A 13944-nucleotide genomic window follows, 5' to 3' on the forward strand; every position below is an offset into this window, starting at 1 on the left:
TCGAACAGTGGGACCCACCACGAGTGCCCGAAAATTCGCCCTTCTACCTTGTACAATAAAGCAGTCGCCGCCATTTGGGGATATGAAGAATCGCATGCGTCCAAATTTGGACGAGGAGCCAAACACCTCTGGCGTTGTGCACGAAGATGCGCTATGGCCCTCGACATGCCGACTGCCATCTTGATCGAAACCAATCTGGGCAACATCGAATTGGCGCTCGACGACGCAAGTGCGCCGAAGACCGTCGCCAACTTCTTGCGTTACGTCGACGCAGGACATTACGCTGGGACGATATTCCATCGTGTCATATCCGGGTTCATGGCTCAAGGCGGCGGTTATGACGCTCGTTATGAAAAGAAGCCGACTCAGCCTCCTGTCGAAAACGAAGCCGATAATGGATTGAAAAACACACGAGGCACCGTGGCCATGGCGCGTACGGGTGATCCTCATTCGGCCACTGCGCAATTTTTCATCAATTTGGTCGACAATGCATTTCTCGACCATACTGCAAAAACCTCGTCGGGGTGGGGTTATACCGTATTCGGCAAGGTGACGTCCGGCATGGATGTCGTCGATCGAATGGCGCAATCGCGGACGGGTCCAGCGGGACCATTTTCCAAGGATGCGCCCATCGACCAAATCGTCATTCAATCCGTGCGACGTCTTTGAAGCGGAAACACTTCCGCCGCCATCTGCCATCGGGTTGAAAATTTTCACCCGAAGCCTCCATCCACACCGGTCGTCTGGTGAAAAAATCAGTGGCATTCTGCTCGAAGATGTGATTCGATTCCGCTCGTGGAACGCTTGCCTCTTTCTTCCCGCACTACGCGCGTAGCGTGCGGTCTTGCGCTTGTCGGGCTTCTTTCGGGATGTGGCCCCGCCGATGAGCCGGCACCTCAAACGTCAGGGCCCCCCATGCCCGAAGGCGGATTGCTGGATTATCCAGTCGATGAAGTGGGGCCATTTCGTGTTGGTTATCGCACGTTCATTCACACGTACTCGCCGGCGGACAATTCAGGGCCGCGCGACATACGCATCAACATCTGGTACCCGACGCTCGATACCGAAGGCGAAAATCCGAAATACATCAATGTATTTCCGGATGACGACGTATTCATCGATGCAAAGCTCGCGCCTCCGATGGAGGCTGCGGGTTATCCCGTGCACGTTCATTCGCATGGGTATTCTGGGTTTGGCGGAACCAGCTCCAACATGATGCATTGGTTCGCTTCGCATGGTTGGGTTGCCATCGCGCCCGATCATACTGGAAATACGCTTCCCGAGCACGAAGACAAGAAACCGATTACCATTTCGTATTGGCGTTCGATGGATATATCGGCTTCGCTGGACGTGCTGGAGACGCTGGACGCGTCCGATCCGCTCGCTGGTAAGTGCCGCACGAAAAACGCGCTGTTATCGGGTCATAGTTTTGGATCGTTCACGACGTGGGCCACGGGTGGTGCCACGTTCGACGTTGCCGAAGTGCAGGCGATGTGCGACAGTGGCACGAAGTTTTCCGAGCCTTGCACGGCGGAGCAGATTGCCGTTTTTGGCAAGGGACTTGGTGATTTGCGCATTGCGGCCGGTTTGCCCATGGCGGGTGGCGTGGGCACCGGGCCCGGGTGGTTTGGATACGACGGAATGGATGCGGTCCAAAAACCCTACATGTTGATGACCGGTACGCTCGATCCCGTGGGCGCGGAAAACGTTTGGGATCGCATCAAGACCATCGATTTTACGTGGCTGGATTTCGTGGGCGGCTGTCATCAGCTCTTTGGGCTGGGTGGGTGTCAAGAATTCGATTCGTTCGAAGGTTGGGCGCTCGTCGATTCGTATGCCCTCGCGTTTGCGAATCGCCACATTCTCGGCGACGAAAATCCGAGGGTGCTCGGCATTCTCGATGGATCCGAAGTTCTTTCCTCGAAGGTCATTTTCAACCATAAATGAGGTCGTCGATGTCGCGAAAAGTTCACTCGATGCTCGGCTGGATCGGCACCCCGCTCGTGCTTGCGGCGATCGCGGGCGCATGCAGCGGCGATCCGCAGCCTCCTCCAGCAGCCACCGATTATGGCCCGCGACCTCCGATGCCCGAAACTGCGGCGCAAACCGGAGCGCAACGTCTCACGGTGGCGCAATATGGCAATGCCATTCGCGACATCTTCGGCAAGGACATCAACGTACCGACCGCCATCGAAGTCGATACGGCGCTCGATGGGTTCGTCGCTTTGGGAGCCTCGGTCAGCACCATTTCGATACAAGGCGTAGAAAAATACGAAAAGGCGGCGTTTGCCGTGGCGAAGCAAGTCGTCGCGGACGAAACGCACAAAGCAATGGTCTTGAAATGCACGCCTTCGGGACCCGATGATGCTGCGTGCGCGAAAGAAACCGTCACGAATCTCGGACGTCGCGTCTATCGACGGCAGCTCACGGAAGCCGAGCAGATCAGAATCACGAATATCTTGTTGCAAGCAGCGTCGGTGCTCGGCGGATTCGACAAAGGACTCGAATTTGCCATTGCCGCGATGTTGCAATCGCCCCATTTCCTCTATCGCCCGCAAGTGGGCGAGCCGGATCCCGCGCGTCCGGGACAGGTGCGATACACGAGCCTCGAAATGGCATCGCGGCTATCGTTTTTCCTGTGGAACAACATCCCCGACGACGAATTGCTTCTCGCTGCCGAAAAAGGTCAGCTCGTGGACGACGACGGCCTTGCCGAGCAGATCGATCGCATGATCGAATCGCCGCGTGCACGTGAAGGATTGCGCGGTTTTGTGACCGATTACATGCACCTTGCCCACCTCGACAAGCTCTCCAAGGACCCCACGCTGTTCACGTATTTCAGCCCCGAGCTCGGGCCGGCAGCTCGTGAAGAGACGCTTCGACTCTTCGAGCACATCGTATTCGAGCTCGATACGGATTTTCGCGACATCATGACGACCAAGCAAACGTTCGTCAATCCAAAGCTCGCGTCGATGTACATGATTCCTTCACCTTCGGACGAAGGTTTTTCTCTCGTGGAGCTGCCAAGCGATTCACCACGGGCGGGTTTGCTGGGACATGCCAGTATCCTCGCGCTGCATTCGCATCCGCGGGCGACGTCGTCGACGTTGCGCGGCAAGTTCATTCGTGACGACTTGCTCTGCGATCCGATTCCTCCCCCGCCGGCGAACGTCAATACGGGTTTGCCCGAGGCGTCCGAAGGCGGGCAAACGCTGCGGGAACGCATGAAGCCGCATCTGACGGATCCGACGTGCAGCAGTTGCCACGGTTTGATGGATCCTTTGGGCTTGGGCCTCGAGAATTTCGACGCAATCGGACGATATCGCACGACCGAGGCTGGCGCGATCATCGACCCGTCCGGACAGGTCGATGGAGTGCCTTTCAAGGATGCACGCGGGCTCGGGCAAGTCCTTCGCGACAGCAACAAGTTTGCGCCATGTTTCGTCCGCAAAGTATTCAGCTATGCGACGGGATTTCGTCCAACGGAAGCTGATAGACCCACGCTCAATACGCTCACGTGGGATTTTCGAGCAGAGGGTTATCGAGTCAAGGCGCTCATGAAGCTCGTCGCCATGAGTCCGGCATTCCGATTGGCGCAAAAGCCCCAATGAAAGGTACGAAGGGAACTACGGCCATGAAAAGGACCAAGCTTTCTCGACGGACGATGCTTCGGGGCATGGTGGGTGGTGTGGGGGTCGCCATTGGCCTGCCCGCGCTCGAAATATTCTTCGATCGAGCTGGCAAAGCGCGCGCAGCCGATCCATTCCCGAAACGGTTTGGAGTTTTTTTCTGGGGCAATGGAATGTTGCCCGATAAGTGGGTTCCTGCGAAAACGGGCACCTCGTGGGATCCTTCGCCCACGCTGATGCCGCTCGCCGACGTCAAGGACAAGATCAGCGTCGTTTCGGGGATGAAGGTCTTCACGGGCAGCAATTTCCCGCATAGCTCGGGCGCGGTCGGCATTCTCTCGGGCGCGCCGTTCGAGAACAATACCGATTCGACGTTCGTCGAGCCCAGCATCGATCAATTCATTGCGGCCGCGGCGGGTCAAGACACCCGATTCCGATCGCTCGAAATGTCCGTGCAGCGCGCCGCCAAAGGTTGGTCGTACAATGGCCCGCACAATCAGAACCCGCCTGAATGGTCTCCGGCGGCGTTTTTCAATCGAGTTTTCGTCGATGGATTCGTCATGCCAGGCTCGATGGTCGAACCGGATCCGCGATTGCCGCTGCGGCAGAGCATATTGGATGGCGTCATGGGCGAGGCGACGGCGCTCCAAGGCGTTTTGGGGAGCGCGGACAAAGCGCGGCTCGAACAGCATCTCGATGGGATTCGTGCGCTGGAAAAGCAAATTGACAAGCTTCAGCAGAATCCACCGGCGCTCGTGGCTTGCGCCGTGCCCGGAAAACCGCTCGACGATTATCCCGATATCGACGGTCGCCCGCAGCTCAGCGCAACGTCCCGCGTGCTCGTGGATATTTTGGTCATGGCCTTGGCCTGCGATCAAACGAGGGTGTTCAGCCATTGGTTCTCGGATTCGGTGAGCAATGTGCTTTTCCCGATTGCCGGGGTCGATTCTGGACATCATCAGCTCACGCACGACGAACCGGGCGACCAGCCGAAAGTGCACAGCATTCTCTTGTACATCATGGAGGAATTCGCGTACCTCGTGAAAGCGCTCGCGGCCGTTCCCGAAGGCGATAGCACGCTGCTCGACCATTGTGCAATTCTTGCGACGAGCGATTGTTCGCTGGGCAGGTCGCATTCCGTCGAAGAATACCCCATTTTGATTGCTGGCAGTTGCAATGGGGCGCTCCAGACGGGCGTGCATTATCGGTCGACTTCGAGCGAAAACACGAGCAAAGTGCTGCTCACGCTCGCGCGGGCCATGGGAATGACACTCGATTCGTACGGGAAAGGCGACGGGCTCGTGACGTCGAGCGTGTCGGCGATAGAAGTATGAAAACCACGCATGCATTGTTTGGGGTCGTCTCATTGAGTGCGCTTCTCGTGCTGTCGGGATGTGCGCCGGAGGGTCCGTCGGCCGAAGAACTATCCTGTACGACGGGACAAACGCACACGGCTGTGCTCACGTCGCTCGCGTTTACGCTGGCGCAAGACGATATTGCACCCGGATTCGACCTCGATGGTCGAGTGAGCGGCGCGGATGATTATCTGTCGTGCGGAAAGGCCGATTTCGTCGATCCGGACGGCGTTCCGGGCATCGACAATCGGCTCGCTTCGTTGATTCCGGTCATCAAGGATCAAGTGGGCGATGCCGTCGATGGCTTGGTGCAAGGAGCCATCAACGACGGGGAGCTCGTCATTTTGCTCGAGCTCGAAAATGTGGACGACGTGGCCAATGATGCATGCGTGAACGTTGGCGTTCAGGTGGGTGCGAAGAAGCGGCCGACGCTTGGAACGGACGGCGTCATCGAGGCATATCAGACGTTCGATCCTGATCCGGCGGTCGCGCGGAGTTTCGTGCCGAATGCGCGTATCGAGAACGGAGTGCTCCGGACGGGGTCATTTCCGCTCGCGGTCCCCATTGCCATCTTCGACGTGGCGTTTACCATTCACATGGAAAATGCCCAGCTTCGTTTTTCGATCGACGAAGAAGGTAAAGTGCATGGCTTTTTGGGTGGCGGGATGTTGCCACAAGAGTTATTGGACGGCGTGGCCGAAGGGGCCGGTGTGGCGCAGTATCTTCCCGCGATCAAAGTGGCCATGGAGGCCAACACCGACCTTGCGTACAATGACGAAACGGGCAAGTGTGAGCGATTTTCCGGGGCGCTCGAATTCTCGGGCACGCCCGCATTCGTTCGTCGGTGAGCGATCATCAATCACGAAATGTGGAGCAACATGAGCAGGGATCTCGAGGGTAAGGTTTTTCTCATCACAGGTGGAACAGAGGGCATTGGTAAAGCCGCGGCGCTCGATTTTGCGCGCCGTCACGCGACCCTCGTGATCGTCGGAAGAAATCGAGAAAAAACCGAGCGGGTCGTGGGTGAATTGAAGGCGGCCGGCGGGTACGATCGCGTGGACATGCTTCTTGGCGACATGGCCAAGATGGCGGACATTCGCGCCGTGGCAAAAGAGTTTGGCGCGAAATACGATCGCCTCGACGTGCTCGTCAACAATGCTGGGGCGTGGTTCGAGAAATACGCTCTGACGTCGGACGGAATCGAGCAAACATTTGCCCTGAATCACATCGGCTATTTCCTGCTGACGACCGAGCTGCTCGAATTGATTCGGAAAACGCCGAATTCACGCGTGGTGAACACATCGAGCGGCGCGCATACGATGAGCAGGTTCGATTTGAAAAACATCGTCAAGCGCGACGGTTCGGCGGGTTTTCCTGCGTATGCAGATTCGAAGCTGGCGAACGTCCTCTTTACGCTCGAGCTTGCAAAACGGCTTTCGGGCTCGACGGCAGCAGCGAATTGTTTTCATCCGGGATTCGTGCGGTCCGCGTTTGGGTGGAACAACGAGGGGTTCATCAAGTGGAGCTTTGGTCTTGGGCAAACGCTGTTCGCGCGGAGCGTCGAAAAAGGGGCCGAGACGTTGATTTGGCTGGCGACGCACCCCGAAGCGGCCGGATTCAATGGCCAATACTTCTACGACTTGAAGGTCAGGCGCGTGCGTGCCCGTGGGGATGACCCGGAATTGGCGCGCCGGTTGTGGGACCTCTCCGAAGGTCTCTGCCGCGCCTGACTGCGGTCATACTCGATTGTCTCTCTTTTTTCGTTTGAGCACATAGAAAACCTCGGCGCCCGCCGCGTGCCTCGTGTTTCACGATGCCGCCTGAGTCTTGCCGGAGTGTTTCCACGAGACGCACGACCAGCTTGACTTCTCGGGCTGCTCGCGGTGTCCTTCCGCTCGCGCCTCGAAGGAGGAGGAGCACGATGCTTCGCTTTTGGCAGCGCCGCAAAGAAGACGACCGCACGAGCTCGTCACCCGAAGCTTCGGGTTCCGAACCCAAGCGCGCTGCTGGTCAGACGCCGTTTCAACCGGGGATGCAGATCGCTGGAAAGTTCACGCTCCAGCGCCTCATCGGATCGGGTTCGATGGGCAGCGTGTTCGAGGCGTGGGACATGTTCGTCGAGCGTCGTGTGGCGATCAAGTTGATGCATCCCGGCTATGATCGCGACCCCGCGATGATCGCTCGGTTTCGTCGCGAAGCGCAAACGACGGCTGCAATCCGGCACCCGAACGTCGTGACGATCCACGAAGTCGGACAACGTCGCGATGGCACGTTCTACATGGTGCAAGAGCTCTTGGCGGGCGAGACGCTGCGCGACTATCTCGCTGCGCGCGGGCGGCTTTCCGAGCACGAAGCGATGACGATCATGGTGCCGATCATGGGCGCGCTCGTGACGGCCCACAAGCGCGGCATCGTGCATCGCGACATCAAACCGGAGAACATCATCTTGACGAGCACTTCGAGCGAGATCGTTCCGAAGCTCGTCGACTTCGGTCTTGCGCGTGTGCACACGCCCGAGCCGGGCCGAAACAAGCTCACGCTGCATGGCGCAGTGATGGGCACGCCCGAGTACATGTCGCCCGAGCAAGCCGAGGGTTTGTCCAGTGTCGATGCTCGTGCAGACGTGTGGTCGGTCGGTGCGGTGTTCTTCGAGCTGCTCTCGGGCAAACGTCCTTACGACGGTCAAACGCAGCAAGCGGTGCTCGTCAAGATCATTACGCAGCCGCCGCCGATTCTTTCGATGCTCGTGGACGACATCCCCGCGTCTTTTTTGGAGGTCATTCAGCAAGCGCTCGTACCGGACAAGGAAAAGCGCTTGCAATCGATGCAAATATTCCGCGACAAACTCGTTTTGGCGTTCGAACGAATGTCACAACACGCGGTCTTCGCGCAGCCTCTTTCGGTGGACGACGACATCGAAGAAGTTCCGGACGATTTGCCGATACATCAACCGAGCGATGCAAGCGGTTCCGACGTGCTCGAGCTCGACCCGGCCGACCTCGTGCTCGACGAAGATACGCACATCGATGGAACGGACGTCATTTCCGTGGGCTCGGGGTTGTCGCCGGTTCCGCGTGCCGAACACGAATGGCGCGAAGCGGTGGATGCGTCGCGAGAAACGCCACTATCGCGTGATGAAGCGAAGGCCATCGATGCGCTATCGCTCAATGCTCTGCGCGACGCCGTCAAGTATGCGGACAAGGTGCTTGCGGCATTTGGGGACGAACCGGGCGTGCGAGCGCGCATGCGGCTCGTGCATGCCGTAGCGTATCGATGGATTGGCAAGCTACCGGAGACCAAGCAAGCAGCCGAAGACGCAATGGCGCTCTTCCCGCGAGGAAGCACCGCATTTCACGCGGCGCTCGGGCACCTCATCATTGCGTGTGGAAACCTCGGGGACGCCGATCGTATTCGCGAAATTGCGAATGAGCATGCCAATCTCGAGGCCGAGGGCGTCACGAGTGAAGGGCACATCATTTCGGCATCGCGTCTTGCCGTGGCCCTCGTGCGCGTGGGCGAACCCGAGCGTGCACACGAAGTCTTGGCCGCCGCGCAGAAGCTCGCATTTCGACACAGCGTCACGAGTCCGTTCGTGCTGGCGTGGCTGGATGTCGCGCGTTCCGAAGCGGCGCTCCACGAAGCCGACCTGACGTCGTACGTGCGGCGCATCGAGCGCGCGGTCGAAAACTTCACGTCGGCCGGAGACATGCGCAATACGTGTCTGCAGCGAGTTAACATCGGCAATGCCTACGTGCACCTCGGAGCGTATGCGCTTGCCGAGAATGCATTTCGTCAAGCGCTCGCCATGGCCGAACCCATGCAGCTCGATTTCGTTTCGTCGATTCTCGCGAACCTGGGGCATGCGCTCGCTCATTTGGGCAATCTCGACGAAGCGCGCAAAGTCGAGTTCGCGGCGCTCGAGCGGGTCATCAAGCAAGGCAATCGTCGCGGCCAAGGGTTCATTTCGATCTACATGTCGGTGATCATGCGCCTCGCTGGTGACAAAGATGGCGCGCTCGCCATGGCGAAACGAGCGCTCGAAGTGTCCGAGGGCGCTCCCGCCATTCGTGCATACGCCTTGGCTCTCATGGCTGGAATTGCGATTGCAAAGAACAAGGAATTCGATGCGCTCGTGTATTCGCGCGAAGCCACGGATATTTTGAACCGACTCGAAGGGATCGAAGAAGGCGAAAGCTTGATTCGCTGGACGCACGCTTTGGCATTACGCGCGGCGGGGCACGATCAGGAAGCCGAAAAACACATCGCCGATGCGCGAGAGCGGCTTTTGAAGAAGGCCGAGCGCATTACCGATCCGAAATGGCGGCAAAGTTTTCTCGAGCAGGTGCCCGACAATGCGCGCGTGATGGAATTCGCGTCTTCGTGGCTGGGTGATGTGCGCGATTCCGCGGGCGATCAGAAGTAAGGGCGCATGATGAGCGACGCGTACGGGAACATCATCGTGCCCGTGCCGAAGTATTGTCCCTGAAATCCGCCTTCGACGCCGAGCCCGAGCACGTTTCCTACGCGGAATCGATATCCGGCGCGCGCGACACCTCCAAAGCCGTATTGAGTATCGACTCCGAGCATCATTGCCACACCCGTGGATCCCCCCAAATACAATCCGTCACGCCCGAACGGTGAAAATTCGACGCGTGGTCCAACCGTGCCGAACATGGCCGTCGTTTCACTGACCCAGCCGCCTTTGGGCGGCGGTTCGCAATTGGTACAGCCCGCTTGCGGACGCGTGTATCCCGTCGGTATGAATGGTTCCGTTCCCTCCGACCGCTTCATTCCGTGTTCGACCGTGAACACGTCGAACCCCACGGAAATGCGCTCGGACACGTTGTAACCGGCGTGCAGACCGAGCGTCGCGGCGGCAAATCCATCGGTCAGTATTTGTGGATGGTTGACCATGGCGTACGCGGCCCCGCCGGACAAACCTATGAACGCTCGCTTTTCTTTGGTCGTCATGGTCGCCCAACCGCCCCCCAACTGGGCGTTTGCGACCGGAGTCGCAACCGTCCATGCAAGCAATGAAACGCCGAGGGACACGAGAGTTCGAAGGATCATGATTTCACCTGACCGAGTTTGGAATGATTGTCGTCGTTTGATTCGTGGAGCGTCGAGCAAGACATCGTGCCGACACGACGAAGAAGCCTTTTCGCAAGCCATTAGAAGTACGGGCGCATGACGAGCGATGCGCAGGGGAAAACCGTCGTTCCCGCGTTGAAGTATTGCCCTTGAACGCCCGCTTCGACCGCGAGTCCGATGACGTTTGCCACGCGCAATCGATATCCTGCGCGAGCACCCCCTCCAATGCCATATTGCGTATCGATTCCGAGAATCATTCCTACGCCCGCAGACAACCCGAAATACAATCCATCACGCCCGAGCGGAGCGAATTCGACACGCGGCCCAAGGGTTCCGAACATCGCCGTGGACCTGCCTATCCATCCACCGGCAGGGGGCTCTTCGCAACCATTGCACAGGGCTTGGGGCTGCAATCGACTGATTGGTGCAAATGGATCCTTGGGGCTATCGCGTCCCATGCTCTGCTCGACGGTATGCAATTCGAGGCCCACGGCCCAGCGCTCGGACACGTTGTATCCCGCATGCATACCCAGCATTGCTGCGCCAAACCCATCCTTGATGACGAGGGGATGGTTGACCGAGGCATACGCTATGCCACCCGACAAACCCACGAACGCTCGCTTCGGCACGGTGGATGCTGATGACGCTTCCGCCGCGCTTGCGGAAGACGTGGCAAAAGCGCACGCGAGGAGTACAAGGTTGGCGCTGAGGAGGGCTCGAAAAAGCATGATGTACCTAGCCCGGTAGGAGTCGGTTGCCGTTGGCTATGGTGACGCTTTGAGCAAGCGTTGTGCCATCAATTTGGCGCACCGTGTCGACGAAGTTGCCGACGAAGGAGCCCCGCGCAACTTTCTGGCACCTGCACGAAGTGCGCAAGGCGCTTGCACAACTTGTGCAACTCGAGTCGCCGTTTGCGCAAGTCGTGCAACGAGCTGCATGCAGCGCGAAGGTGCGCGGCTCCATCGAAGTGCTATAGGTTCGGCCCGAAAGACGTTGCATTCCGGAGAACCCCATGATCCCGACCGACAAGGAAGCGCTCGATACCGATGTTCAGGCCAAGTCATTTCCAATCGAAGAAGTGGCTCGCCATCCATTGCCGGGCATGGCCATTCCGGATCAGATTCGGTGGAGCCCCGACGACAAATGCGTCACGTTTCTCTGGAGCCCCGAGCGGACGCTCGAGAGGCAACTGTATTCTTTCGACCCTGCCTCGGGCGCGAAAAAGCCCATGATTTCTCGCGAAGGCGGCGGTACGACCGAAGATAACGTGTCGATTGCCGAAGCATTGCGTCGCGAACGCATGCGCCAACGTGAAATTGGCATCACTACGTACGCTTGGGCCCAAAAGGGAAAGCGTCTCTTGGTGCCCATCAAAAATGATCTTTTCGTGCAGGATGGCCCGGACGCACCACTTCGCTTGATCCATTCGAGCAAGGAAGGCGCTCCGCAATGTCCGCGGTTATCTCCGGACGGGTCGCTCGTGGCGTATGTGTCCGATGCGGAGCTCCATGTGGTTTCCACCGACGGTGGAGCGCCGCGGCAAATCACGTTCGGCGCACGCGGGACCGGGAAAACGCATGGCCTCGCCGAATTCGTAGCGCAGGAAGAAATGGGGCGATATGATGGATTTTGGTGGTCGCCTTGCGGGACGCGCATTGCGTTTACCGAAGTCGACGAAACGCACATTCCAGTCTATCGCATCGTTCATCAAGGCAAAGATGCCGTCGGGCCGGAAGCGCAAGAGGACCACCATTATCCTTTTGCCGGAAAAGACAATGCCAAAGTGCGTCTGGCGGTCGTTGGCGTTGCGGATGGCAAAGTGATTTTCCTGGACACCGATTACGGCGAGGAGACGTACCTCGCGCGTGTCGATTGGCTCAAGGATGGCCGCCTCGTGGCGCAAATTCAGGATCGGCGGCAAACGTGGCTGGAGATCGTCGCGTTTGACATGGAAACCGGCAAGCGGTCGGTCCTTGTGCGAGAAGAAACGGACGTGTGGATCAATTTGCACGATTTGTTCCGGCCGCTCGAAAATGGGGGCTTCTTGTGGGCATCCGAGCGCACGGGATTTCGGCACCTTTATCGATACGATGGACAGGGAAAGCTCATCGCGCAGCTCACGAGCGGCGCGTGGATGCTCGACGACATTTGCGGCATCGACGAAAAGCGCAATCGAGTGTTTTTTACGGCGACCGCTGAAAGCCCGCTCGAAAGCCACCTGTACGTCGTGTCGCTCGATGGGGGCACGCCAAAGCGCATCACGACCGAGGCGGGAATGCATGCGGCCGTGTGCGATCATGCGTGCGATCGGTTTGTCGATGTGCATCACGAGCTCGATCAGCCGCCCACGGTAAAACTCCGCTCATTGGAAACGGGCGAGGTGCTCGGGACGATTTTTGACGAAGTGGATCCGCGTATCGAGGCGCTTGGGCTGAAGGCGCCGGAGGTCGTGTCGTTATCGGCGCGTGACGGCGAAAAACTGTTTGGCGCGGTATACAAACCGGCGTCGAAGTTTGGTCCCGGGCCGTATCCGACGATTGTATACGTGTACGGGGGTCCGCACGTGCAGCTCGTGACGCGAGGTTTCAGCATGACGGTGATGATGCGGGCGCAATACCTGCGGAGCCTCGGGTTTTTGGTCCTCATTTTGGACAATCGCGGCAGCGCTCGGCGGGGCTTGGCCTTCGAGGGGAAGGTCAAGCATTGCATGGGGTCGATCGAGGTGGACGATCAGGTTGATGGAGTGCGGTGGCTCGTTTCGCAGGGGCTTGCGGATCCAGCGCGCGTGGGCGTGTGCGGATGGAGCTATGGGGGGTACATGTCGGCGATGTGTTTGGCGAAGGCGCCGGACACGTTCCGCGTGGCCGTGGCGGGTGCACCCGTGACGCATTGGGACGGGTACGACACGCATTACACGGAGCGGTACATGGGATTGCCGCACGAAAATGCAAAGGGCTACGAAGAAAGCAGCGTGATGCACCACGTCGCGGGGATTCGGGGCAAGCTGATGTTGGTGCATGGTATGATTGATGAAAACGTGCACTTTCGGCATACGGCGCGGCTCATCAATGCGATGATCAAGGCGCGAAAGCCGTACGACTTGTTGGCATTTCCGGACGAACGGCACATGCCGCGGCGGCTTTCGGACAAGGTCTACATGGAGGAGCTTGTTTGTAGGTATTTTGTCGAGCGGCTAAAGTGATACTTTGCAGGAGGGCGCCGCTAGTCCTTCGATGTTCCTCCTGGCGGAACTGGCAAAGGGCGCTCTCGTATCCTACCAGCTTCGGCGACGACAAATAAACCTGCGAAGTCACGTCCCGATTGAAATACTCGGGTCGCAAGCGCCACGACGCGTGCCGGAATCGGTGGAAACACACGCAGCAAAACGATTCCCGAATTCGCTTCGAGCTGGCTACGAAATGCCAACTCCCCAAAATCCTTGTCGAGCGTCAACAAGAGGCGCTGTTCGCGAGTGGCACGTGCCAGCACCTGGATGTCCGTCGAGCCCGGAGCATCGATACGAATCCATGCGACATCATGTCCGAGTGTTCGCAACGCTTCGACTGCGTCCCCGGGAAAGTTTTCGTTTGCGAGAATGCGCATGCTCAACTCGCGAGCAGAATGACGCGTTCCGACCGCACGATCTCGGCTGCATACGCGACACACGCGAGGATGTCCTCATGCATGAGCCCGGGATAGTTGCGCAGTATTTCTTCTTCTGAGCACCCAGCCGCAAGCATGTCGAGAATGAACTCGACCGCAAGACGAGTGCCTTTCACGATGGGTTTGCCCACGAGGATTTCCGGATTGACCTCGATACGCGCTTGCCAGCTCATCGCATGACCGTGACATGTTTTCAGAGGAGAGTC

Annotated in this window: 12 protein-coding genes; 8 read left to right on the top strand and 4 right to left on the bottom strand. The window is 58.5% G+C overall.

Annotated features, from left to right (window positions below; all coding sequences use genetic code 11):
• Positions 1-153: 153 nt before the first annotated feature.
• The 7 genes from IPM54_23060 (at position 154) to IPM54_23090 (ending at position 9407) form a co-directional block, all read left to right on the top strand.
• Positions 154-669 (top strand): peptidyl-prolyl cis-trans isomerase, encoded by a 516-nt coding sequence (locus IPM54_23060; protein MBK9262668.1) that lies wholly within the window; start codon positions 154-156, stop codon positions 667-669.
• Positions 670-915: 246 nt separating this feature from the next.
• The gene (locus IPM54_23065; GenBank protein MBK9262669.1) at positions 916-1947 is read left to right on the top strand and encodes a hypothetical protein; all 1032 of its coding nucleotides are present in this window, start codon (positions 916-918) and stop codon (positions 1945-1947) included.
• Between the two features lie 8 nt (positions 1948-1955).
• Positions 1956-3611 carry a DUF1592 domain-containing protein gene (locus IPM54_23070; GenBank protein MBK9262670.1) on the top strand — a complete coding sequence of 552 codons (1656 nt, stop codon included), beginning with the start codon at positions 1956-1958 and terminating at the stop codon, positions 3609-3611.
• Positions 3612-3634: 23 nt separating this feature from the next.
• Positions 3635-4963, top strand: coding sequence for a DUF1552 domain-containing protein (locus IPM54_23075; GenBank protein MBK9262671.1), 1329 nt, complete (start codon positions 3635-3637; stop codon positions 4961-4963).
• A complete protein-coding gene (locus IPM54_23080; protein ID MBK9262672.1) occupies positions 4960-5832 on the top strand; it encodes a hypothetical protein in 873 nt (290 codons plus the stop codon). Before IPM54_23075 ends, IPM54_23080 begins: the two co-directional genes overlap by 4 nt.
• A 30-nt stretch (positions 5833-5862) precedes the next feature.
• A complete protein-coding gene (locus IPM54_23085) occupies positions 5863-6714 on the top strand; it encodes an SDR family oxidoreductase (protein ID MBK9262673.1) in 852 nt (283 codons plus the stop codon).
• Positions 6715-6905: 191 nt separating this feature from the next.
• Positions 6906-9407: a protein kinase gene (locus IPM54_23090; GenBank protein ID MBK9262674.1), complete on the top strand. Its 2502-nt coding sequence runs from the start codon at positions 6906-6908 to the stop codon at positions 9405-9407.
• On the opposite strand, the gene IPM54_23095 is transcribed toward IPM54_23090, so the two are convergent.
• Positions 9398-10054, bottom strand: a complete 657-nt coding sequence (locus IPM54_23095) for a hypothetical protein (GenBank protein ID MBK9262675.1) — start codon at positions 10052-10054, stop codon at positions 9398-9400. The two genes, IPM54_23090 and IPM54_23095, sit on opposite strands and share 10 nt — an antisense overlap.
• A gap of 101 nt (positions 10055-10155) precedes the next feature.
• Complete coding sequence (locus IPM54_23100) at positions 10156-10803, bottom strand: hypothetical protein (GenBank protein ID MBK9262676.1); 648 nt, start codon at positions 10801-10803, stop codon at positions 10156-10158.
• A 284-nt stretch (positions 10804-11087) separates the two neighbouring features.
• Between IPM54_23100 and IPM54_23105 the strand changes: the two genes are divergently transcribed.
• Positions 11088-13277: a S9 family peptidase gene (locus tag IPM54_23105; protein MBK9262677.1), complete on the top strand. Its 2190-nt coding sequence runs from the start codon at positions 11088-11090 to the stop codon at positions 13275-13277.
• Between the two features lie 20 nt (positions 13278-13297).
• On the opposite strand, the gene IPM54_23110 is transcribed toward IPM54_23105, so the two are convergent.
• Together IPM54_23110 and IPM54_23115 are read right to left on the bottom strand one after the other, a co-directional pair.
• A complete protein-coding gene (locus IPM54_23110; protein MBK9262678.1) occupies positions 13298-13678 on the bottom strand; it encodes a DUF5615 family PIN-like protein in 381 nt (126 codons plus the stop codon).
• A gap of 2 nt (positions 13679-13680) precedes the next feature.
• On the bottom strand, positions 13681-13911 hold the full coding sequence (locus IPM54_23115) for a DUF433 domain-containing protein (protein MBK9262679.1): 231 nt from the start codon (positions 13909-13911) through the stop codon (positions 13681-13683).
• Positions 13912-13944 lie beyond the last annotated feature (33 nt).

Source organism: Polyangiaceae bacterium, from assembly GCA_016715885.1.
Classification (GTDB): domain Bacteria; phylum Myxococcota_A; class Polyangia; order Polyangiales; family Polyangiaceae; genus Polyangium.